The sequence below is a fragment of the Streptomyces venezuelae genome (assembly GCF_008642375.1).
Lineage (GTDB): Bacteria > Actinomycetota > Actinomycetes > Streptomycetales > Streptomycetaceae > Streptomyces > Streptomyces venezuelae_G.
This window is the reverse complement of sequence record NZ_CP029194.1, coordinates 3,352,211-3,372,500: the sequence shown is the minus strand read 5'-3', so window position 1 is coordinate 3,372,500 and position 20,290 is coordinate 3,352,211. Positions and strand designations below refer to the sequence as shown.

At 71.9% G+C, this 20,290-nt stretch carries 22 protein-coding genes; 10 read left to right on the top strand and 12 right to left on the bottom strand.

Annotation, left to right across the window (positions count from 1 at the left end; genetic code table 11):
- Positions 1-9: 9 nt before the first annotated feature.
- On the bottom strand, positions 10-459 hold the full coding sequence (locus tag DEJ46_RS14945; RefSeq protein ID WP_150266817.1) for a thiol-disulfide oxidoreductase DCC family protein: 450 nt from the start codon (positions 457-459) through the stop codon (positions 10-12).
- A 9-nt stretch (positions 460-468) separates the two neighbouring features.
- Positions 469-903 (bottom strand): hypothetical protein, encoded by a 435-nt coding sequence (locus DEJ46_RS14940; RefSeq protein WP_150266815.1) that lies wholly within the window; start codon positions 901-903, stop codon positions 469-471.
- Between the two features lie 126 nt (positions 904-1,029).
- Here DEJ46_RS14940 and DEJ46_RS14935 point away from each other — a divergent pair, with 126 nt between their 5' ends.
- Positions 1,030-1,800 (top strand): alpha/beta fold hydrolase, encoded by a 771-nt coding sequence (locus DEJ46_RS14935; RefSeq protein ID WP_150266814.1) that lies wholly within the window; start codon positions 1,030-1,032, stop codon positions 1,798-1,800.
- Between the two features lie 55 nt (positions 1,801-1,855).
- Here the strand turns inward: DEJ46_RS14935 and DEJ46_RS14930 are convergent, their stop codons facing one another.
- Together DEJ46_RS14930 and DEJ46_RS14925 are read right to left on the bottom strand one after the other, a co-directional pair.
- A complete protein-coding gene (locus tag DEJ46_RS14930; protein WP_150266813.1) occupies positions 1,856-2,935 on the bottom strand; it encodes a hypothetical protein in 1,080 nt (359 codons plus the stop codon).
- A gap of 40 nt (positions 2,936-2,975) precedes the next feature.
- Entirely contained in the window at positions 2,976-4,208 is a 1,233-nt protein-coding gene (locus tag DEJ46_RS14925; RefSeq protein WP_150266812.1) for an MFS transporter, read from the bottom strand.
- A gap of 86 nt (positions 4,209-4,294) precedes the next feature.
- Here DEJ46_RS14925 and DEJ46_RS14920 point away from each other — a divergent pair, with 86 nt between their 5' ends.
- Positions 4,295-4,855 carry a MarR family winged helix-turn-helix transcriptional regulator gene (locus DEJ46_RS14920; protein ID WP_150266811.1) on the top strand — a complete coding sequence of 187 codons (561 nt, stop codon included), beginning with the start codon at positions 4,295-4,297 and terminating at the stop codon, positions 4,853-4,855.
- A gap of 40 nt (positions 4,856-4,895) precedes the next feature.
- Here DEJ46_RS14920 and DEJ46_RS14915 read toward each other — a convergent pair whose 3' ends face one another.
- From DEJ46_RS14915 to DEJ46_RS14890, 6 genes are all read right to left on the bottom strand, one after another.
- Entirely contained in the window at positions 4,896-5,420 is a 525-nt protein-coding gene (locus DEJ46_RS14915) for a hypothetical protein (RefSeq protein WP_150266809.1), read from the bottom strand.
- 102 nt (positions 5,421-5,522) lie between these two features.
- A complete protein-coding gene (locus DEJ46_RS14910) occupies positions 5,523-6,281 on the bottom strand; it encodes a succinate dehydrogenase iron-sulfur subunit (RefSeq protein ID WP_150266807.1) in 759 nt (252 codons plus the stop codon).
- On the bottom strand, positions 6,281-8,035 hold the full coding sequence (sdhA, locus tag DEJ46_RS14905) for a succinate dehydrogenase flavoprotein subunit (RefSeq protein WP_150266805.1): 1,755 nt from the start codon (positions 8,033-8,035) through the stop codon (positions 6,281-6,283). Before sdhA ends, DEJ46_RS14910 begins: the two co-directional genes overlap by 1 nt.
- 25 nt (positions 8,036-8,060) lie before the next feature.
- Complete coding sequence (locus DEJ46_RS14900; protein WP_055641724.1) at positions 8,061-8,537, bottom strand: succinate dehydrogenase hydrophobic membrane anchor subunit; 477 nt, start codon at positions 8,535-8,537, stop codon at positions 8,061-8,063.
- An 8-nt stretch (positions 8,538-8,545) separates the two neighbouring features.
- Positions 8,546-8,926, bottom strand: a complete 381-nt coding sequence (gene sdhC, locus DEJ46_RS14895; RefSeq protein WP_073809812.1) for a succinate dehydrogenase, cytochrome b556 subunit — start codon at positions 8,924-8,926, stop codon at positions 8,546-8,548.
- 192 nt (positions 8,927-9,118) lie between these two features.
- Positions 9,119-9,688 (bottom strand): 2-oxo-4-hydroxy-4-carboxy-5-ureidoimidazoline decarboxylase, encoded by a 570-nt coding sequence (locus DEJ46_RS14890; protein ID WP_411757823.1) that lies wholly within the window; start codon positions 9,686-9,688, stop codon positions 9,119-9,121.
- A 218-nt stretch (positions 9,689-9,906) separates the two neighbouring features.
- Between DEJ46_RS14890 and DEJ46_RS14885 the strand changes: the two genes are divergently transcribed.
- The 3 genes from DEJ46_RS14885 (at position 9,907) to DEJ46_RS14875 (ending at position 12,959) form a co-directional block, all read left to right on the top strand.
- Positions 9,907-11,550 (top strand): beta-N-acetylhexosaminidase, encoded by a 1,644-nt coding sequence (locus DEJ46_RS14885; RefSeq protein WP_223834626.1) that lies wholly within the window; start codon positions 9,907-9,909, stop codon positions 11,548-11,550.
- Between the two features lie 123 nt (positions 11,551-11,673).
- Entirely contained in the window at positions 11,674-12,321 is a 648-nt protein-coding gene (locus tag DEJ46_RS14880; protein ID WP_150266804.1) for a DUF4328 domain-containing protein, read from the top strand.
- Positions 12,322-12,389: 68 nt separating this feature from the next.
- A complete protein-coding gene (locus DEJ46_RS14875) occupies positions 12,390-12,959 on the top strand; it encodes a hypothetical protein (RefSeq protein ID WP_150266802.1) in 570 nt (189 codons plus the stop codon).
- Here the strand turns inward: DEJ46_RS14875 and DEJ46_RS14870 are convergent.
- Complete coding sequence (locus DEJ46_RS14870) at positions 12,956-13,696, bottom strand: Clp protease N-terminal domain-containing protein (RefSeq protein WP_150266800.1); 741 nt, start codon at positions 13,694-13,696, stop codon at positions 12,956-12,958. The two genes, DEJ46_RS14875 and DEJ46_RS14870, sit on opposite strands and share 4 nt — an antisense overlap.
- A gap of 408 nt (positions 13,697-14,104) precedes the next feature.
- On the opposite strand from DEJ46_RS14870, the gene DEJ46_RS14865 reads away from it, so the two are divergent.
- Together DEJ46_RS14865 and DEJ46_RS14860 are read left to right on the top strand one after the other, a co-directional pair.
- Complete coding sequence (locus DEJ46_RS14865; RefSeq protein ID WP_150274440.1) at positions 14,105-14,797, top strand: RNA polymerase sigma factor; 693 nt, start codon at positions 14,105-14,107, stop codon at positions 14,795-14,797.
- Positions 14,797-15,924, top strand: coding sequence for a hypothetical protein (locus DEJ46_RS14860; RefSeq protein ID WP_150266798.1), 1,128 nt, complete (start codon positions 14,797-14,799; stop codon positions 15,922-15,924). The genes DEJ46_RS14865 and DEJ46_RS14860 overlap by 1 nt, the downstream gene beginning before the upstream one ends.
- 127 nt (positions 15,925-16,051) lie before the next feature.
- Here DEJ46_RS14860 and DEJ46_RS14855 read toward each other — a convergent pair whose 3' ends face one another.
- Positions 16,052-16,939: a L,D-transpeptidase family protein gene (locus tag DEJ46_RS14855; RefSeq protein WP_150266796.1), complete on the bottom strand. Its 888-nt coding sequence runs from the start codon at positions 16,937-16,939 to the stop codon at positions 16,052-16,054.
- 135 nt (positions 16,940-17,074) lie between these two features.
- Between DEJ46_RS14855 and DEJ46_RS14850 the strand changes: the two genes are divergently transcribed.
- The 3 genes from DEJ46_RS14850 (at position 17,075) to DEJ46_RS14840 (ending at position 20,260) form a co-directional block, all read left to right on the top strand.
- Entirely contained in the window at positions 17,075-18,655 is a 1,581-nt protein-coding gene (locus DEJ46_RS14850; RefSeq protein WP_150266794.1) for a methylmalonyl-CoA mutase, read from the top strand.
- A 65-nt stretch (positions 18,656-18,720) separates the two neighbouring features.
- The gene (gene leuE / locus DEJ46_RS14845; protein ID WP_150266793.1) at positions 18,721-19,377 is read left to right on the top strand and encodes a leucine efflux protein LeuE; all 657 of its coding nucleotides are present in this window, start codon (positions 18,721-18,723) and stop codon (positions 19,375-19,377) included.
- Positions 19,378-19,438: 61 nt separating this feature from the next.
- Positions 19,439-20,260 (top strand): MerR family transcriptional regulator, encoded by an 822-nt coding sequence (locus DEJ46_RS14840; protein ID WP_150266791.1) that lies wholly within the window; start codon positions 19,439-19,441, stop codon positions 20,258-20,260.
- Positions 20,261-20,290: the final 30 nt, after the last annotated feature.

The following is a 20,290-nucleotide window of genomic DNA, read 5'->3' as shown; positions in this document are numbered from 1 at the left end:
GGACTGAGCCTAGTCGGGCGGATCGGGCACTTCGCAGCGCCCGTCCGCGCAGTGGCCGTCCGCGCGGTGCCCGTCCTCGCAGTGCCCGCCTTCCCGGTCCGGGCCCTTGAGGGCCTCGCGCCATTTCGCGGCGGCCAGGACGGTCGCCCGGGCGAAGGGCTGCCCGGCGGGTGTGGCCAGCCAGTGGGCCTTGGCCCGGTGGTCGGCGAGTGCCCAGAGGCAGACGATCCAGGCGTTCGTCTCCCGGTAGACCTGGCCCCGGTCCCCGACCACGGTGATCTCCCGCAGGGTGGCGGCGTGGTCGAGGTCGGGGAAGCGGCGCCTGGCCTCGTGCGATCCGGCCGGTACGAGGTCGAGCGGGACGAGCTGTCGCTGCCGCAGCAGCCAGTGCCTGAGGTGCACGCAGAGCGGGCAGTCGGCGTCGTACAGGACGGTCAGGCGTCCCGCGGGGGTCGGCACGGCGCGGTCTCAGCGCTGGGGGGCCGGCGGGGCCCAGGGGCCGGCCTTGGGGGCCGAGGTCCAGCCCTGCGGACCGACCGGCGGCACCTGCTCGCGCTCCATCACGCCCCGGCGGCGGATCTTGTTGAGCACGTACACGTTGCCGAGGTGCATCACGCCGAGGACCAGAAGGACCACTCCGAGCTTGACGGAGAGGGCCTCGAAGAGCGCGCGGGTGTCGAGGACGGCCGCTTCCTGGCTCAGATAGAGGGCGACGAAGCCGAAGTTGACGAGGTAGAAGCCGACCACGAGGAGGTGGTTGACGGCCTCCGCGAGCTTCTCGTTCCCGTGCAGGACGTCGGCGAGGAAGATCCTTCCGTTGCGGCTGAGCGTGCGGGCGACCCAGATGGTCAGGGCCACGCTGATCAGCAGGTAGACGACATACGCGACGACAGTGAGGTCCATGCCCCACCCTCCCTTGAACGCGTTCAAAAACTGTTGGGCATGACTGTAGACCTCTCTTTGAACGTGTTCAAGTGGCGGCCGGAAACAAGGTGGACCCCGCCTGCGTCACCCTCTAGGGTTCGGCGGGTGACGCTCTCTCATGACCTGGCCGGAAATGGCCCCTCTACCGTCGTCCTGCTGCACTCCGGGGTCTGTGACCGCCGGATGTGGGAAGGGCAGTTCTCCGCACTCGCCGAGGCGGGCCACCGTGTCGTCCGCTGCGACCTCCGCGGCTTCGGCGAGACCCCCGTCGACGCCGCGCACACCCACGCCGACGACGTCCGGGACCTCCTCGACCACCTCGGCACGGACCGGGCCGCCGTCGTCGGCTCCTCCTTCGGCGGCCAGGTCGCCCTCGAACTCGCCGTCCGCCACCCCGGACGCGTCTCCGCCCTCGCCCTGCTCTGCTCCGGCATGCCCGGCTTCGCGCCCAGCGACGAGCTGCGGGCCTGGGGCGGCCGCGAGGACGAGCTGCTTGAGGCGGGCGACCTCGACGGCGCCGTCGAGCTCAACGTCGACACCTGGCTCGGCCCCGAGGCCGACGAGGCCGCCCGCGCACTCGTACGGGAGATGCAGCGGCGCGCCTTCGAGGTCCAGCTGGCCGTCCCGGACGAGTTCTCGCCCGTCCGGACCGGGATCACCGCGGACGACCTCGCCGGGATCAAGGCCCCCGCGCTCGTGGTCGCCGGCGGCCACGACGTGCCCGACTTCCGGGCCGTCGCCGACGAACTGACCCGCATCCTGCCCGCCGCCCGGCGCGTCGACCTCGACTGGGCCGGACACCTCCCGGCCCTGGAGCGCCCGGCCGAGACCGCCCGGCTGCTCACCGACTTCCTGGCTGAGACCACGGCCCTGTAGGGACGTCACACCCGACGGACGGGCCCGCGCCACACGGTGCGGGCCCGCTCCCGTGTCAGCCCCCGGAGTGGCCGCCCAGTTCCCCTCGGGCCCTCTCGACCGCCTTGAGCACCGTGCGGTTGCGCACCTGGCCCGGCAGCCGGTCGAGCCACCGTGCGGCCTCCACGCCCCGCGCGCCCCCGCACGCGCCGAGCACCGCGACGGCCGTGACGGCCAGGGCCCGGCTGCGGCAGACGCCGCCGCCGCCGGCGCCCGTCCCCGCGTGGAGCGCCACGGCACCCGCCGACGGCACCACCCAGTCCGCCTCCACGTCGAGCGACGCCCACAACAGGCCCCGGACCAAGGAGGTGTTGGCCGCGTCGGCCAGTGTGGGAGGCGCCGTCACGCAGAGGTCCGGATCGTTCACCCGGTGCTCGGGCCGCACGGCGATCCCCTCCAGGAGCAGCCGCGCCACCTCCGCCCCGCCCTCGGCCGCCGTCAGCCGCGCGGCCGACTCCCGCCGCCACGCCTTGGTGGCCCGGGGCCGGTCGAGCAGGGCGCAGTGCGCCAGGAACTCCGGGACCCCGGCCCGGGTGAGCAGCTCGCCGTGCGCGGCCCGCATCTCCGGTCCGTACGCGTCGAAGCCGTCCAGGAGGTGGCGGGGCAGTACGCCCGGACGGACCGGGACCTCGCGCGCGAGGAGGACGTCCATCCGGTCCCGCAGGAGACCGAACAGGTCCTGCTGGTGGGCCCGTAGGGATTCGGCCAGGGAGCGCAGGACGCGGACGCGGGGCCGGTCGAACTCCCCGGCCTGGTCCGCCGCGGACAGGGCGATCGGCACCAGGGTGGGGAACGAGGCCTCCAGTTCGTGCGGGGCGACCTCCGCGTCCCTGCCCAGGAGCCGTACGAGCAGGGTGTCCGCCTCCGCGGCCGACCAGCCGAGCTCCTGTCGGGACAGGTCGGCGAGCGCGGGTCTCACCAGCTCCTCGTCCGGCCCCCGGCACGCGCGCCGGTGGAGCGCGAGCGCGGCTTCGCGCCGCCCCGCCGTGTCCAGGGAGGCAAGGAACTCCCCGAGTACGCCTGTCTTCCCGGCCTGTTCGCGCGCGAGCGCCTCGTCCAGCTCGCTTCCCGGGCCCGCGATCCCCATCCCCACCATGCGTACGACGGTAGAGGACCCCACCGACAACCCGTCGGCCTCAGTCCTCCCTCCCGAACCTCCGCACCCCGGGCACGAACGCCGTGCCGAGGCAGCAGCCGCCGACCACCACCGCGGCGGCGAGCAGCGGCACCTCGGGTCCCCACGCGGAGGCGGCGAGCGGGGCGAGGGTGTAGCCCAGCGGCATCGCCGCCAGCGAGACCAGCCAGTCGTACGAGGTGACCCGGGCGAGCGCGTGCTCGGGCACCGCCCGCTGGACGGCGGTGTCCCACACGGGGGAGAGGAAGCCGAGCCCCGCCTGCGCGAGCCCGTAGGCCGCGATCGTCAGCGGCGCGGGCGCGGCGACGGCGAGCAGGACCAGCGGCAGCGCGTACGTGGCGAGCCCGAGGTTCGCCGTCAGGACCGGGCGCCTGGGGCGGGCCCGGTCGGCGAGCAGCGCCCCGAGGAGGAAGCCGACGGCGCCGACCTGGAGCAGGACGACCCAGGTGGTGCCGCCGCCGAGGTGCTGCACGGCGACGGCGGGCCCGAGGGTCATCAGGACGGCCGCGGCGCCGTTCCACGCGCTGTGGCCGATGAGGCTGGTCCAGTACCAGTCCCGGGAGCGGACCTCCTGCCAGCCCTCCGCCAGGTCGGCGCGGAGCGAGCGGCGCGGGATCGGCACCCGCTTCACCCGTACGGCCGTCAGGAGCAGGGCGCTGACGGCGAAGGTGGCCGCGTCCAGGACGAACGCCCAGCCCGGCCCGACGGTCAGCACGAGGGTGCCGGCGAGCGCGGGTCCGCCGAGCCGGCTGGCGCTGCGGGCGATCCCCATCGCCGCGTTGGCGCGGTGCAGCGCCTCGGGCGCGACGGTCCCCTTCACCAGCGGTGAGCCGGTCGGCATCGCGAAGGCCCCGGCCGCGCCGCCGAGCGCCTCGGCGACCGCGAGGACGGCGAGGCTCGGGGCGCCGCCGAGCAGCTGGACGCCCACCAGGAGCTGTGTGGCGCAGCGTACGAGGTCGGTGACGAGCGCGACCGTACGGGCGTCGAAGCGGTCGCCGACGACGCCGCCCAGGGGCAGCAGGAGCAGCCGGGGGACCATCGCGCAGCCGAGGACGAGGGCGAGCGCCGACGTGGATCCGGTGGCCTCCAGGACCGCGAGGGCGAGGGCGGCCGGGATCGCCGCGTCACCGAGGAGGGAGAGGGCGCGGCCGGTGAAGAGGAGGCGGAAGGAGCGCGTGCGCAGGGGGTGGGGGACGGTTGCGGGCGCGTCGGCGCGCGCGGGTGCGGCAGGCATGGGTCGCAGGGTATTTCGGTTCCGAATAATTCGTCAACGAAATACTTTCTCAGGGGTGCGGCCGCCGCTCGACGTACGATCACCTCATGGCGCTCCCCGACGAACCGCGTGCCTCAGGCGAACCCGGCGAACCCGGCACACCCCGCGACTGGACCGACGGGCACGTCGCCCGCTGGCAGCCCGTCCTGCCCGGCCTCGACCCCGTCGTCGAGGGCGCCGTCACCCGCATGAAGAAGCTCTCCGTCCACCTCCGCCGGGTCAGGGAGCAGTCACTCGTCGACTTCGACCTGGAGCGCCACGAGTTCGACACGCTCCACAAGCTCGCCGGCCGCGGCGGCAGCGCCGCGCCCTCCGAGCTCGCCCAGGACCTCGACCTCGCCCCCGCCTCCGTCTCCGGCCGCCTCGACGCCCTGGAGAAGCGCGGATTCGTCCGCCGTACCCAGTCCACGACCGACCGGCGCCGGGTGGTCGTCGAACTCACCGGCACCGGCCGTCAGACCTGGCTCGGCGCGATGGACGTCCTCGGCCACGAGGAGTACCGGATCCTCGGCGTCCTCTCCCCCGAGGAGCGGAACCAGCTCAACGACCTGCTGCGCCGGATCATGGTCGAGGCCGAGAGCGTGGAGAACGCCCGCCACTGGGACTGAACGCCCCCGCCCCCGCCTCCGAGGCCCCTTCGGCGCGACGTCAGATGCTCAGCGAGCGCGCGTAGTTGACCTGGGCCATCGCCCAGTGGATGGTGTCCGGGCGCACCGCCGGGATCATCGTCGAGTGGTGCTTGCCGCCGCTGTTCACCGTGATCTGGACGAAGCCCGTCGTCTGCTGCTCCTTCATGAGCAGGAACAGCAGCCCGAGGCCGCAGGCCGCGACGAAGAGGCAGGCCAGCACGATGCCGACCGTCGAGATCTTCTCCTCGGTGCGCGACAGGTCCATCGCGTTCCACACGGCGCCCCGCAGCGGCATCGGCCCGGCCGGGGTGAGGATCTGGTCACCGACCACGCTGATGTCCCCGATGGCGAACGACGGCGCCCCGCCCGTGGGGTACTGCGGCGGCACGGCCACCCCGCCCGGCAGGGTGGGCTGGTAGGCCGGCGCCTGGTACGCCCCCGGTGCCGGCGTCGCGTCCTGCGGATACCCGTACGCAGGCGTCCCGGCCCCCTGGCCAGGCCCCCACTGGTACTCCCCGTCCGCGTAAGGGTTCGGCTCGCTCATCAGTCCCCGCTCTCCACACAGCTCCGCAACGGAAAAAGCCCGCTCCTGCACGCGCAGCGTACAGAAGCGGGCTTCACAGCCGAATGCTCGGCCGACGAGATGTCAGAAACGACGCGTGATCAGCGCGCGCTTGACTTCCTGGATGGCCTTGGTGACCTCGATGCCACGGGGGCACGCGTCGGTGCAGTTGAACGTCGTGCGGCAACGCCACACGCCGTCCTTGTCGTTCAGGATCTCCAGGCGCTGCTCGCCCGCCTCGTCACGCGAGTCGAAGATGAAGCGGTGCGCGTTGACGATCGCGGCCGGACCGAAGTACTGGCCGTCGTTCCAGAAGACCGGGCAGGACGACGTGCACGCGGCGCACAGGATGCACTTGGTGGTGTCGTCGAAGCGCTCACGGTCCTCGGCGGACTGCAGACGCTCGCGCGTCGGCTCGTTGCCCTTGGTGACCAGGAACGGCATGACGTCCCGGTACGCCTGGAAGAAGGGCTCCATGTCGACGACAAGGTCCTTCAGCACCGTCAGGCCCTTGATGGCCTCGACCGTGATCGGCTTCTCGGGGTTGATGTCCTTGATCAGCGTCTTGCAGGCGAGCCTGTTCTTGCCGTTGATCCGCATCGCGTCCGAGCCGCAGATGCCGTGCGCGCACGAGCGACGGAAGGTCAGCGTGCCGTCGACGTCCCACTTGATCTTGTGAAGGGCGTCGAGGACGCGCTCCTTGGGGTCGATCTCGATCTGGAAGTCTTCCCAGACCACGGCGTCCGACACCTCGGGGTTGAAGCGGCGGATCCGCATCGTGACCGTGATGTACGGGGAGGCGGCGGAGTCCGCCTCGACCTTGTCCAGTACGGGGGTAGCCATCAGTACTTACGCTCCATCGGCTGGTAGCGGGTCTGGACGACCGGCTTGTAGTCGAGACGGACGGTCTCGGAGCCGTCCTCGCCGACCTCGCGGTACGCCATGGTGTGGCGCATGAAGTTGACGTCGTCGCGGTTGGGGTAGTCCTCGCGGTAGTGACCGCCGCGGGACTCCTTGCGCGCCAGGGCCGAGACGGCCATGACCTCGGCCAGTTCGAGCAGGTTGCCCAGCTCGATGGCCTCCAGGAGGTCCGTGTTGAAGCGCTTGCCCTTGTCCTGGATGGACACGTTCTCGTAGCGCTCGCGCAGCTCGGCGATCTTCTCGACGGCCGTCTTGATGGTCTGCTCCGTACGGAACACCATCACGTTGGCGTCCATCGTCTCCTGGAGCTCGCGGCGCAGGTCGGCGACCCGCTCGCTGCCCGTGGAGTTGCGCAGCTTCTCGATCTGCGCGACGACGAGGGACTCCGGGTTCTCCGGCAGCTCGACGAAGTCGGCCTTGGCCGAGTACTCGGCCGCGGCGATGCCCGAACGCTTGCCGAAGACGTTGATGTCGAGCAGCGAGTTGGTGCCGAGGCGGTTGGCGCCGTGCACCGACACGCAGGCGACCTCGCCGGCCGCGTACAGGCCCGGGACGACGGTGGTGTTGTCCGAGAGGACCTCACCCTCGACGTTCGTCGGGATGCCGCCCATGGCGTAGTGCGCGGTGGGCTGGATCGGGATCGGGTCCGTGTACGGCTCGATGCCGAGGTACGTACGGGCGAACTCGGTGATGTCCGGGAGCTTGGCGTCGAGCTGCTCCGGCGGAAGGTGCGTCAGGTCCAGGTAGACGTGGTCGCCCTCGGGACCGCAGCCGCGGCCCTCGCGGATCTCCGTGTAGATGGAGCGGGAGACGACGTCACGGGACGCGAGGTCCTTCATGACCGGCGCGTACTTCTCCATGAAGCGCTCGCCGTCCTTGTTGCGGAGGATGCCGCCCTCACCGCGGGCGCCCTCCGTCAGCAGGATGCCCATGCGCCAGATGCCCGTCGGGTGGAACTGGAAGAACTCCATGTCCTCCAGGGGCAGACCGCGGCGGTAGCACGCGGCCTGGCCGTCACCGGTCAGGGTGTGGGCGTTGGAGGTCACCTTGAAGAACTTGCCGGTGCCGCCGGACGCGTAGATCACGGCCTTGGCCTGGAAGATGTGGATCTCGCCGGTGGCCAGCTCGTAGGCGACGACGCCCGCGGAGTGCTTGACCCCGTCGACCTCGACGATGAGCTGGTCCAGGACGTAGAACTCGTTGAAGAACTCCACGCCCTCCTTGACGCAGTTCTGGTACAGCGTCTGGAGGATCATGTGACCGGTGCGGTCCGCGGCGTAGCAGGACCGGCGGACCGGGGCCTCGCCGTGGTTGCGGGAGTGACCGCCGAAGCGGCGCTGGTCGATGGTGCCGTTCGGGGTGCGGTTGAACGGCAGGCCCATCTTCTCCAGGTCGAGGACGGCGTCGATGGCCTCCTTCGCCAGGATCTCGGCGGCGTCCTGGTCGACCAGGTAGTCACCGCCCTTGACCGTGTCGAAGGTGTGCCACTCCCAGTTGTCCTCCTCCACGTTCGCCAGCGCGGCGGCCATGCCGCCCTGCGCGGCGCCCGTGTGGGAGCGGGTGGGGTAGAGCTTCGTCAGCACGGCGGTGCGGCTGCGCTTCGTCGCCTCGATGGCGGCGCGCATGCCGGCGCCGCCGGCGCCGACGATGACGGTGTCGTACTTGTGGATCTTCATGACGTGGATTACCTCAGCCCCGTGCCTAGCGGATGTTCGGGTCGAAGGTGAAGATCACCAGCGTGCCCAGAAGGATGGTGAACACCGTGGCGGTGTACAGCAGGCCCTTGAGCCACAGGCGCGTGTTGGCCCGCTCCGCGTAGTCGTTGATGACGGTACGGAGGCCGTTGGCGCCGTGCAGCATGGCGAGCCAGAGCATCAGCAGGTCCCAGACCTGCCAGAACGGGGACGCCCAGCGGCCGGCCACGAAGGCGAAGCCGATCTTGGAGACGCCGCCGTCCAGGAAGAGCTGGATCAGCAGGTGGCCGAGGACCAGGACGACGAGGACCACGCCGGAGAGGCGCATGAAGAGCCACGCGGCCATCTCGAAGTTGCCGCGGGTCGCGCGCGGGGTCTTCCCGGTGCGCTTGCGCGGGGCCTCGATGTACGGCGCGGGGTTGTCCACGTCGTAGTGGGCGCCCTCGACGGGGCCGATCGCGGCGGAGGTGGTGTCAGAGGACATATCTGGCGTCAGCTCCCGAACAGTTCACGTGCGGCGTGGCCGAGGATGGGGTACAGCGAGCCCGCCATCAGCACGACCCAGATGCCCACGACGGTCCAGAGCATCTGCTTCTGGTAGCGCGGGCCCTTGGACCAGAAGTCCACGGCGATGACCCGGAGGCCGTTCAGCGCGTGGAAGAGGATGGCTGCGACGAGGCCGTACTCCAGAAGAGCGACGATCGGCGTCTTGTAGGTCGCGACGACCTCGTCGTACGCCTCGGGGGAGACGCGGACGAGAGCGGTGTCCAGCACGTGTACGAACAGGAAGAAGAAGATGAGGACGCCGGTGACTCGATGAGCCACCCAGCTCCACATTCCTTCCCGGCCGCGGTACAGCGTTCCAGCCGGCACGGAAAAACCCTCCGGGAGCGGGGATCAGGGTCGGCCGGCTTCTCTGTCGGTCTGACCCGGCCGGGTACGGTCCACCGGCCCCGGTCATCGTAGCGACGACTTGTCGGTTCGCTCGCGCGGGGTCCATCGGTGTGATCAAACAGGCACGGACGGGCTATCCCACAAGCCGAAATCGCCCTGTTCCGGTCGGAATCACGCTTCGGAGTGTCGCCGCGTGAGGCCTTCGGCGAGCCGGAAGGCCAGTCGGGCGCGGGTGAGTCGGCGCAGTTCGTCGGCGGCGATCACGCGCTCTTCCTCAGGTTCGTTGCCGAGACGTGACCGGATGCCTGCCAAAACCTGGTCGAGACGCTCCCCTGGCCTTACTCCTTCGAGGCTGATCACGAACGCGTGTCCGAAACTGCTCTCGTACGCGGCGTGGGCGGCCCGCAGCGCGGTCCGCGCCGCCGGCGGGGCGTCGGGGTGCGGCGGGGCGGAGGACTCGGCGGCCAGGGCCCCGTCGAGATCGGCGCGGGTCAGGTCGTAGCCGGCCTCGTCGGCGGCGGCGAGCAGGGCGTCGACCGTCGGGTACGGGCGGTGCGCGGCCACCCGTTCGGCCCAGCGGGGGCTGTGGCAGCAGGAGAGGAGCAGGGCCTCGGCCTCGGCGGACGAGGCGGCGTTGAAGCCCGCGAGGCCGCGGACGGAAGGGCCCTGGTTCTGGGCGGGTATGGCAGGCGTGTCCGTGGAGCCCGGTTTCCGGCAGGGGGCGTGGGTGTCGCTGGTCAGCGTGGGCTCCGGTACTCCGGGACGGGCGGGGTGGGCGGGATGGGCGTGACTGAACGTTATCGACGGGACGTGGGAAGTGTCCGACGGATGCGCGAATTTCACCCGGAAGGGAGAGTTTCGGAACAAGTGATGGACGATCGGCGATCGGTCCGTGGTTCCGTCCCCCATTCGGAGCGCCCCCGATTGGCCGGACCGTCTTCCGTAGGGAAGGATTCCGAATGATGCGGTACTCCATACGGGGGCCCCGCCGGGGCCCCGCACTGATGGCGACCGTGGTGGCACTGGCCACCGTGGCGGCCTGTTCGAGCGGCTCTCCTTCCCCCACGCCGTCGCTCTCCCCGCCCTCGGGCGCCACGGCGACGGGCGCGGCGCCCACCAGCGCGCCGCCCTCCCCGACACCGACGCCGCCTCCCACGCCGACCCCCACGCGGACGTACCCGCTCTCCACCGAGCCCCGCGTGATCCCGGCCGTCCGCGACCACGAGCCCGCCCGCGGTCCCGGCTGGAAGCCCGCGCCCGCGGCCGGGATCGTCCTCGGCGCGAACAGCGCGGGTCTCGCCGACGAGGGGAGGCTGCTCGCCGGGGAGCTCGGCGTCCCGTACCGCGGCGCCGTCGCCGCCGGACCCGGGGACGTCGAGCTGGCGCTCGGGGGGACCGGCGCCCGCGAGTCGTACACCCTGACCGTCCGTGACAACCGGGTCCGGATCACCGGCCCCGACGAGGCCGGGGTCTTCTACGGCACGCGGACGCTCAAGCAGTCGGTCAAGGCCACCGGCGCCATGCCGGAGGGTGTCGTCACCGACGCGCCCGCGAAGCCCCAGCGCGGACTGAACGTCGACATCGCCCGCAAGCACTTCACCGCCGGCTGGATCGAGGACCGCCTCCGCGAGATGGCCGACCTCAAGCTCAACCAGTTCGGCCTGCACTTCTCCGACGACCAGGGCTTCCGGATCGCCTCGGACTCCCACCCCGAGATCGTCTCCGCCCAGCACCTCAGCAAGGCCGAGGTGCGCCGGATCCTCGCTCTCGCGCAGAGCCTGCACATCACCGTCGTGCCCGAGATCGACTCGCCCGGACACCTCGGCGCCGTCCTGCGCGCCCACCCCGACCTCCAGCTGCGCAACGTCCAGGGGGTCCCGCGGCAGGGCGCGATCGACATCTCCAAGCCCGCGTCGGCGCAGATCGTCGACGATCTGCTGCGCGAGTACTCCGCGCTCTTCCCCGGCGGCTGGTTCCACGTCGGCGCCGACGAGTACCAGGCACTGACCGTCCGCAACCCCTCCGCCTCGTACCCGCAGCTGGCCACGGCGGCCCGGCAGAAGTACGGGCCCCAGGCCGGGGTCCAGGACCTGGCGGAGGGCTGGCTGAACGACCGGGCGGCGGTCGTCCGCGGCGAGGGCAAGGTGGCGAAGGCCTGGAACGACGGGTTCTTCCGGGGCGGTGTCGTCACCGCCGACAAGCGCATCGAGGTCGAGTACTGGACCGGCAAGGAGATCGGCGCGCGCCCGCCCGCCGAGTACCTGGCCGAGGGCCGCAAGGTCGTGAACCTCAACGACGAGTACCTGTACTACGTCCTCGGCGAGCCCAACCAGTTCACGTACCCCACGGGCCGCCGCATCTACGAGCAGTGGACGCCCCTGGTCCTGCGCGGCACGACCCCGGTCCCTGCGCGGTACGGACCCCAGATCCTGGGCGGCCGGTTCGCGGTCTGGTGCGACCTGTCGGCGGCCCAGACCCAGGCCCAGGTGGCGAACGGCATCCGCATGCCCCTGACGGCGCTCGCCCAGAAGGTCTGGGACGCCGGGACGCCGACTCTGACGTGGGAGCAGTTCCGGACGCTGGCGACGCAGGTACGCGGCTGACCTGCGTCTTGTCTGTGGACGCAACTCCTCCGGATCGCGTACGTTCCCCCGGCGGCGGCCGAGCGGCCGTCGCCGGCGCCCCGGGGAGGGACGCCGTACTTCCCTGGGGGGAAACGCACAGCCATGCTCCGCAATCCGAACGGTCTTTCGCATGCCGTCGTCGCCCTGCTCGGCGCCACGATCCTGGCCGACGCCTTCAGTCTGATCGAGACCTTCGGCCTCCGGTCCCTGTTCGCCGGCGCCCTGGCCGGCCACCCCGATCCCGAAGGGTACGGGGGTGAACTGGCGCTGACGGTGGCCTGGAGCCTGCAGGCCCTGCTGCTGCTCGCGACCGCGACCGTCTTCATCGTCTGGTTCCACCGGCTGCGGATGAACGCCGAGGTCTGGGCCTCGGACCTGCAGAGGCGGAAGCCCGGCTGGGCCATCGGCGGCTGGTTCATCCCGATCGCGTTCATCTGGATCCCGTACGGGGTCGCCGCCGACATCTGGCGCGCCAGCCGCCGGGACCCGTACGCGGCCGACGGCGAGGGCGAGCTCCTGGTGCTCAACGCCTGGTGGACCGTCTTCCTGGCCGATCTCGCCGTGGGCCGGATCGGCTCCCGCCTGTTCGACCGGGCCGAGACCGCCGAGGCGTACGTCACCGCGGCGAACTGGCTCCTTGTCGGCGATGCCGTCGACATCGTCGCCGCCGTCCTCGCGATCCTCTTCGTCCGCCGTCTGACCTCTATGCAGCACACCAAGGCCACTGGCATGATTCCGGCCGCGCAGTGACGAAAAAGCGCCCCCCGGCGCAGTAAGTGGAAGTACTGCGTCCGCATTCGGGTGGCGAGGAGGCGTCCATGACGTCGGCGATGACAGCAACGGGCCGGAGCCTGCGGGAACTGATCGACACGGCCGACGAGCGGGGGCTGGCCGCGGCCGGTCTCGCCTGCCTCGACCGCTGTCTGCCGCTGCTCGCCTCCGACGGGGGCGACGCCCTGCGGCCCGTGTGGGCGGCCGTCGCGCGCGGCGACGGGGCGGCATGGGGCGAGGCCGTCGCCAAGGCCCTCGTCGACCTGGGGGCGGCCGGGGCGGAGGACGCCGAGGCCGTGCGCGGGATGCTCGCGACGGCCCCGCAGGCGTGGACCGTCGACGCCCTCCGCGCCTGGGCCGGTGCCTGCTCCGCCACCGCCCTCGCCCTGCACGGCCGGTTCGACGCCGCCGGGGTGCCGGACGGGCTCGTCGAGCGCTGCCGGGCCGGGGGCGCGGACGGCGCGGGCCCGCTGCTCGCCGGGGAGCTCCGCCGCCAGCAGGCCGTCCTCGAATCGGCCGCCCACGGCCCGACCGGCCTGCGCCGGGCCCGCGAGCTCTCCGTCGAGGGCGGCCGCGTGCTGCGCGCGGTCGTCTCGCGCCGGGCTCGTACCGCCTAAGGGGCGTCCGGGGTCTGGATCGTCACCGAGGAGATCGTCTCGGCGATCTCCCGTTCCGCCGTGGCCTTGTCGAGGCCGAGGCCGGTCAGTACCCCCTCGCCGTCCTCGTGCTCCAGGAGCGCCAGCAGGATGTGCTCGGTGCCGACGTAGTTGTGGCCGAGGCGCAGGGCCTCGCGGAACGTCAGCTCCAGGACCTTCTTCGCCGCCGCGTCGTACGGGACGAGGGTGGGCGGCTCGTCGACGGCCGGCGGCAGGGTCGCGGTGGCGGCCTCGCGGACCTGGTCGAGGGTCACGCCCTTCGTCTGGATCCAGAACGCCGCGAGCCCCTCGGGCTCGGCGAGCAGGCCGAGCGCCAGGTGGGCGGTGGTGATCTCGCCGTTCCCGGCGGCCGTGGCCTCGTTCTGGGAGGCCATCACCACGTTCCGGGCGCGGGGGGTGAAGCGGTTGAACCCGGCGCTCGGGTCCATCTTCTCGGTGTCCGGCTCCTTGGGGACGAAGCGCTTCTGGGCCGCCTGGCGCGTGACGCCCATGCTGCGGCCGATGTCGGTCCAGGAGGCGCCCGAGCGCCGGGCCTGGTCCACGAAGTGGCCGATGAGGTGGTCGGCGACATCGCCGAGGTGGTCCGCGGCCATGACCGCTCCGGAGAGCTGTTCCAGGGCGTCGGGGTGGACCTTCTTGATCGCCTCGATGAGCTCGTCGAGGCGGACGGGGACCTTCGGAGCGACCGGATTCGTCATGAGGCAACCCTAGGTTGACACCCCTGGGGTGTCAACTGTCGGTTGACAGTGGAAAGGGTGCACTGCGCCCAGCCCAGGACGGGTGGCGCGAAGCGGAGGGGGAGGGGCGGAAAAGGGAGACGACCGGGGCCGCCACCCCCCACAGGAGAGGCCCCGGTCGTCATCCACGGAGCCGCAGCACGGCTCCGTACTCCATACAGCGCCGGTGCTGCGGTTTGTGTCACACCGGCATGTGCACCCGCACGTGCAGCGCGGCGGCCGCCTCGAAGGTTGCAACTTGTACAAAGACCCCGGACCGCGTGGACGCGGCGCGGGGGCACGACGTAGCGTGCAGGTGCGCGAGGCAGCGTGGCGGCAATGACCGGCCGCGACGACGCGACGACGCGACCGACGAACAGGGTTTGGGGAGTGCTGGGGGACGACGCGGAGCTGACGGCCGCGGTGCTCGCTGCACAGGACGGGGACGAGAACGCGTTCCGTACTGTGTATCGCGCCGTGCATCCTCGGTTGGTCGGCTACATACGCACACTGGTCGGCGAGGGCGACGCCGAGGACGTCGCCTCGGAGTCCTGGCTCCAGATCGCGCGCGACCTCGACCGCTTCAGCGGAGACGCGGACCGCTTCCGCGGCTGGGCGGCCCGGATCGCCCGCAACCGCGCGCTCGACCACATCCGGATGCGCGGCCGGCGGCCCGCCGTGGGCGCCGACGACACCGAACTCACCGACAAGCCCGCCGACTCCGACACCGCGGACGAGGCACTGGAAGCCCTGGCCACCGGCCGCACCATGCACCTGATAGCCCAACTCCCGCAGGACCAGGCCGAGGCCGTCGTCCTGCGCGTCGTCGTCGGCCTGGACGCCAAGAGCGCCGCCGACACCCTGGGCAAGCGCCCCGGCGCCGTACGGACCGCCGCGCACCGGGGTCTCAAGAAGCTCGCCGAGCTCCTCGGGGCCGACGGAGCTCCGGACGAAGTGGCCGATGGGGCAGGTGGGGGCGTGGTTCCGCTGGAAGGCGTGCCTCCGCAACGCGGGCGCGGGCCGGGGCCGGCGGGTCCCGGCGGTGTGACGCATTCGCGTCCCCGTACGCAGAAGGACATGTGATGGCCGACGAGCGCTACCAGTGGCTCGACCAGGAGGCCGCGGAGCGGCTGCTCCGGGGCGAGCCGGTCGAGGCCCTCGACGACCCCGCGCGCACCGAGGCCGGACGCCTCGCGGAGGCCCTCGAATCGGCCCGTACACCTTTCATCGCCCCCGGACAGGTCGAGCTGCCCGGTGAGGCGGCGGCCCTGGCCGCCTTCCGTAAGGCCTCGGCCGAACGGGCCGCCCTCGCCGCGTCGGCGACCGCGGCCCCGGCCGCCACCCGTACCGGTCACGTCGGCCACGCCGAACTGGGGCGCGTGCGACTCGCCACCGCGGCCAAGCCCGCGCGCCGCCGCTGGGTGCGTTCCGTGCGCTCCGTGCGGTACGGCCTGGCCGCCGCGGTCGCCGCCGTCACGGTCGGCGGCGTCGCCGTCGCCGCGGGCACGGGCGTCCTGCCGCTGATGACCCCCGAGCCCTCGACCTCCGTCACGGCGGCGGAGACCCCCGACCCGGTCGTGACGGGCTCGCACGGCGTGCGGAAGGACCCCGTGGCGCCCTCGGCCGGACCGGACGGCGTCGAGCACTCGCCCGGCACCTCGCCCTCGCCCGGGGCCACCGCCTCCCACGGCTCGCCCTCCTCGCCCCCGGCGCCTTCGCTCTCCACGCCGCCGGCCACCCGGCACACCCCGGAACCGGGCAGGACGACGTCCCGCCCCGGCGGGGGTACGGGCACCGGCGGGCCGGTGACGCAGGACAAGGCCCTCAAGGCCTGTCGGGACTACCGGTCCGGCCGGCTCGACGCCGCCGACCGCCGGCAGCTCACGAACACCCTGCGCGGCGGCGAGACCCTCCGCCGGTACTGCGACCGGATGCTCGCCGGCGACCCCGGCGGCGGCTCCACCGCGTCCGCCGAGCCTCGCGAGGACGGCAAGAAGGACGGCGCGGACGACGGCAAGGACGACGGGAAGAGCGACGGGAAGCGGGACGACCGCGAGCGTGGCCGTGAGACCGGCGGAGGCGGCGGCGACGACCGCCGCGATGGCGCGGACGACCGCTCCGGCCCTGGATCCGGGAGCGCCGACGAGAGCAGCCGCGGAACCCGTCCCGCAGCAGGTGTGACACTTTCCGGACCGTCGGCGCAGTATTGAGTGAGCCGACTGGTCATCGGCGGCGCGACGAGCCGGGGTTCCCCCCGTACCTACGGCTCTGCGCACCCGGCGCGGGTGGGGCACGTTCCCCCGGTCCCACCCGCGCCCCTTCTTCTCCTCCGCGCCACTACCAGTGGACGACGACCTTGTCGCCGACCTTCACCTGGTCGAAGAGGGCCGAGAGCTTCGCCCGGTCCCGGACGTTGACGCAGCCGTGCGAGGCCCCGTTGTAGCCGCGGGCCGCGAAGTCCGACGAGTAGTGCACCGCCTGGCCTCCGCTGAAGAACATCGCGTACGGCATGGGCGTGTGGTAGATCGTCGACGTCCACTTGCGGGCCTTCCAGCCCACGCTGAACGTGCCCTCGCGGGTCGGGGTGTTCTCCGAGCCGAAGCGGACGTCCATGGACGAGACGACCCGGCCGTCGATCATCCAGGCCAGGGTCCGGCTCTCCTTGCTGATGCACAGCACCCGGCCGGTCATGCAGCGCGCGTCCGGGGTGTCCAGCTTGTTCGTCGTCGACGGCTTCAGCTCGTCGGCGGTCGGCTTCCGGCTGCCCGCGCGCAGCCGCTCCCACGTCGTTCCGTCGACGGAACCCGTCCGGGGCAGCCCCTGCTCCTTCTGGAACGCCTTGACCGAGCCCGCCGTCATCGTCCCGTAGAAGCCGGTGGGGGCCCGGTCGAAGTGGCCGAGCTGCCGGAGCCGCGCCTGGAGCTCGCGGACCTGCTCGCTCTCGTCGCCGTCCTTCATGAGGGCCCCGGCCGTCGGCGCCGCGGTGCCGGTGGTGGCGGACGGGGACGGCGGCTTGCCGTCCGTGGTCGGCGTCACGGTCGCGCCGGGGGCGGCGGACGCCGTCCCGCTCGGCGCCGTCGACGGCGCCGACGCCTTCGGCGCCTTCGACGACGGGCCCGCGCCGCGACCTCCGGGATCGGCCGCCTGAGCCGTACAGCCCGCGGCCAGTGCCACTGCTGCCGCCGCCAGTACCGCTCTGCGTATGACGGACGTGGTCCGCTTCATCGTTGCCCCCCGGGACGAGTCGTGTGTACGTAGGGATGCTTCCCGCGCGCGTCCGGTTGCGTGCGCCCGCCCGCCGCTACAGTCCGGAGCGGGGGTCCGCACCGCTGGTGGCAGCACTATCGGAAGGCACAGCACATGGCGCGCGAGTCGGAGTCGGGGCTGCCGATCGAGCCGGTCTACGGGCCAGAAGCTCTGGAGGGCTGGGATCCGGCCGGGAAGTTGGGCGAGCCGGGCGCGTATCCGTTCACGCGTGGTGTGTATCCGTCGATGTACACGGGCCGGCCGTGGACGATGCGGCAGTACGCGGGGTTCGGTACGGCGTCGGAGTCGAACGCCCGGTACAAGCAGCTGATCGCGAACGGCACGACGGGGCTGTCCGTGGCGTTCGACCTGCCGACGCAGATGGGGCACGACAGCGACGCGCCGATCGCCTCGGGCGAGGTCGGCAAGGTCGGGGTGGCGATCGACTCGATCGACGACATGCGGGTGCTGTTCGACGGGATCCCGCTGGACAGGGTGTCGACGTCGATGACGATCAACGCCCCCGGCGCGCTGCTGCTTCTGCTCTACCAGTTGGTGGGCGAGGAGCAGGGTGTTGCGGCGGGCCGGCTCACGGGGACGATCCAGAACGATGTGCTGAAGGAGTACATCGCGCGGGGTACGTACATCTTCCCGCCGAAGCCTTCGCTGCGGCTGATCGCGGACATCTTCAAGTACTGCCGGGCCGAGATCCCGAAGTGGAACACGATCTCGATCTCGGGCTATCACATGGCGGAGGCGGGGGCCTCGCCCGCGCAGGAGATCGCGTTCACGCTGGCGGACGGGATCGAGTACGTGCGCACGGCGGTCGCGGCCGGCATGGACGTGGACGACTTCGCGCCGCGGCTGTCGTTCTTCTTCGTGGCCCGCACGACGATCCTGGAGGAGGTGGCGAAGTTCCGCGCGGCCCGCCGGATCTGGGCGCGGGTGATGAAGGAGGAGTTCGGGGCGAAGGACCCGAAGTCGTTGATGCTCCGCTTCCACACGCAGACGGCCGGTGTGCAGCTGACGGCCCAGCAGCCGGAGGTCAACCTGGTCCGCGTCGCGGTGCAGGGTCTGGCGGCGGTCCTGGGCGGGACGCAGTCGCTCCACACGAACTCCTTCGACGAGGCGATCGCGCTGCCGACGGACAAGTCGGCGCGGCTGGCGTTGCGTACGCAGCAGGTGCTGGCGTACGAGACGGACGTGACCGCGACCGTCGACCCGTTCGCCGGTTCGTACGTCATGGAGAGGATGACGGACGACGTGGAGGCGGCGGCCCTTGATCTGATGGCCAGGGTCGAGGAGATGGGCGGGGCGGTCGCGGCGATCGAGCGCGGTTTCCAGAAGGGGGAGATCGAGCGGTCGGCGTACCGGATCGCTCAGCAGACCGACAGCGGCGAGCGGGTCGTCGTCGGCGTCAACCGCTACACGATCGACGTCGAGGAACCGTACGAGCCCCTCCGCGTCGACCCGGCCATCGAGGCCCAGCAGGCCGAGCGCCTCGCCGCGCTCCGCGCCGAGCGCGACCAGGCCGCCGTGGACGCGGCGCTGGCGGCGCTGAAGAGGGCGGCGGAGGGCACGGACAACGTCCTCCACCCGATGAAGGACGCGCTCAGGGCGCGGGCGACCGTCGGCGAGGTCTGCAATGCCCTGCGCGAGGTGTGGGGCACGTACGTCCCCAGCGACGCGTTCTAGCCCTCCAGGGGACCGTAGACGCAGGTCACTGCGGAGTGTCGCACCCGTGTGCGACACTCCGCTCCATGCTGGGTGTCACCGATCTGCCGACCTATCTCGTGGGGCTCGTCCTCATCATCCTCCTGCCGGGGCCGAACTCGCTGTACGTGCTGTCCGTCGCCGCCCGCAAGGGCACGCGGACCGGGTACAAGGCCGCCGCCGGAGTCTTCACCGGGGACGCGGTCCTGATGACACTGGCCGCCCTCGGCGCGGCCTCGCTCCTCCAGACCACCCCGCTCCTCTTCACCGTCGTGAAGTACGCGGGCGCCGGCTATCTGGCCTGGATGGCGTACGGGATGCTGCGGGCCGCCTGGGCGATGTGGCGCGGCCGGGGCGGTTCGGCGGACGACGATGCGGAGGGGGCCCTCGCCGGGCCGGCGGAGCGTCCGTACCGCCGGGCACTGCTCATCAGCCTGTTCAACCCGAAGGCGATCCTCTTCCTGATCTCGTTCTTCGTGCAGTTCGTCGACCCCGGATACGCCTACCCGGCGCTGTCCTTCCTGGTCCTCGGCACGCTGCTCCAGCTCGGCAGCTTCCTCTACCTGACGACCCTGATATTCGGCGGGACGCGGCTCGCGGCCGCGTTCCGGAGCCGTCGCCGGCTGTCGGCCGGGGCGACCTCGGCGGCGGGCGCGCTCTTCCTCGGCTTCGCGGTGAAGCTGTCCCTCAGCAGCGCCGCCTGACCGCTCGGCCCTCCGGCAGCTTGACCCTGACACCGTGTGAGGCCGTTCCGTAGGGGGCGTCATGTTCATCATCGGAGACTTCGCCCGGCACGGGCGGGTGTCGGTCCGCATGCTGCGTCACTACGACGCCATCGGACTGCTGCGCCCGGCCCGGGTCGACCCGCACTCGGGCTACCGCTTCTACACCGCGGAGCAGCTCGCCCGGCTCAACCGCGTCATCGCGCTCAAGGACCTCGGCTTCACCCTCGAACAGGTGGGGGCGATCCTCGACGAGCAGTTCGACGCGGAGGAGCTGCGGGGCATGCTGCGTCTGCGCCAGGCCGAGCTGGAAGCGGCCCTGGAGGCGGCGCGGGCCCGGCTCAACCAGGTCGGTGCGCGGCTCCGAGCCATCGAGACGGAGGGACGTATGTCCACCCAGGACGTCGTCGTCAAGAAGATCCCCGCCGTGCGGATCGCCGAACTGAGCACGGTCGTCGCGAGCTTCGGCCCGCACGACATCGGCCCGGCCATCGGGCCGCTGTACGACGAGCTGTGCGGCCGTCTGGAGGCCGCGGGCGTCACCGGCTTCGGTCCGGGGATCGCGTACTACGAGGACGCGGGCAAGGGGGACGGTTCCGTCCTCGTGCACGCCGGCATGACGGTCCCCGAGGGGACGGTAGTGGAGGGCGTCGAGGTGCATGTCCTGCCCGGCATCGAGCAGGCCGCGACCATCGTCCACCGGGGGTCGATGGACGACATCCTGCCGACCGTGCAGACCCTGGCCCGCTGGATGGACACCAACGGCTACGCGTCCGAGCACTACGCGCGCGAGCTGTACCTGGAGTGCCCGGAGGACCGTTCGCAGTGGGTGACGGAGATCCAGGAGCCCATCGTCCGCGCCTGAGACGGGGGTGAGGAGGGGCCCGGGACCCCC

What these genes read in the sequence shown, in the direction of transcription:
- DEJ46_RS14940 (WP_150266815.1), bottom strand. Translation starts at nt 903, where the DNA reads ATGGACCTCACTGTCGTCGCGTATGTCGTCTACCTGCTGATCAGCGTG.
- DEJ46_RS14930 (WP_150266813.1), bottom strand. Translation starts at nt 2,935, where the DNA reads ATGGTGGGGATGGGGATCGCGGGCCCGGGAAGCGAGCTGGACGAGGCG.
- DEJ46_RS14925 (WP_150266812.1), bottom strand. Translation starts at nt 4,208, where the DNA reads ATGCCTGCCGCACCCGCGCGCGCCGACGCGCCCGCAACCGTCCCCCAC.
- DEJ46_RS14920 (WP_150266811.1), top strand. Translation starts at nt 4,295, where the DNA reads ATGGCGCTCCCCGACGAACCGCGTGCCTCAGGCGAACCCGGCGAACCC.
- DEJ46_RS14915 (WP_150266809.1), bottom strand. Translation starts at nt 5,420, where the DNA reads ATGAGCGAGCCGAACCCTTACGCGGACGGGGAGTACCAGTGGGGGCCT.
- DEJ46_RS14910 (WP_150266807.1), bottom strand. Translation starts at nt 6,281, where the DNA reads ATGGCTACCCCCGTACTGGACAAGGTCGAGGCGGACTCCGCCGCCTCC.
- sdhA (WP_150266805.1), bottom strand. Translation starts at nt 8,035, where the DNA reads ATGAAGATCCACAAGTACGACACCGTCATCGTCGGCGCCGGCGGCGCC.
- DEJ46_RS14900 (WP_055641724.1), bottom strand. Translation starts at nt 8,537, where the DNA reads ATGTCCTCTGACACCACCTCCGCCGCGATCGGCCCCGTCGAGGGCGCC.
- DEJ46_RS14885 (WP_223834626.1), top strand. Translation starts at nt 9,907, where the DNA reads ATGATGCGGTACTCCATACGGGGGCCCCGCCGGGGCCCCGCACTGATG.
- DEJ46_RS14880 (WP_150266804.1), top strand. Translation starts at nt 11,674, where the DNA reads ATGCTCCGCAATCCGAACGGTCTTTCGCATGCCGTCGTCGCCCTGCTC.
- DEJ46_RS14875 (WP_150266802.1), top strand. Translation starts at nt 12,390, where the DNA reads ATGACGTCGGCGATGACAGCAACGGGCCGGAGCCTGCGGGAACTGATC.
- DEJ46_RS14870 (WP_150266800.1), bottom strand. Translation starts at nt 13,696, where the DNA reads ATGACGAATCCGGTCGCTCCGAAGGTCCCCGTCCGCCTCGACGAGCTC.
- DEJ46_RS14860 (WP_150266798.1), top strand. Translation starts at nt 14,797, where the DNA reads ATGGCCGACGAGCGCTACCAGTGGCTCGACCAGGAGGCCGCGGAGCGG.
- DEJ46_RS14855 (WP_150266796.1), bottom strand. Translation starts at nt 16,939, where the DNA reads ATGAAGCGGACCACGTCCGTCATACGCAGAGCGGTACTGGCGGCGGCA.
- DEJ46_RS14850 (WP_150266794.1), top strand. Translation starts at nt 17,075, where the DNA reads ATGGCGCGCGAGTCGGAGTCGGGGCTGCCGATCGAGCCGGTCTACGGG.
- leuE (WP_150266793.1), top strand. Translation starts at nt 18,721, where the DNA reads ATGCTGGGTGTCACCGATCTGCCGACCTATCTCGTGGGGCTCGTCCTC.
- DEJ46_RS14840 (WP_150266791.1), top strand. Translation starts at nt 19,439, where the DNA reads ATGTTCATCATCGGAGACTTCGCCCGGCACGGGCGGGTGTCGGTCCGC.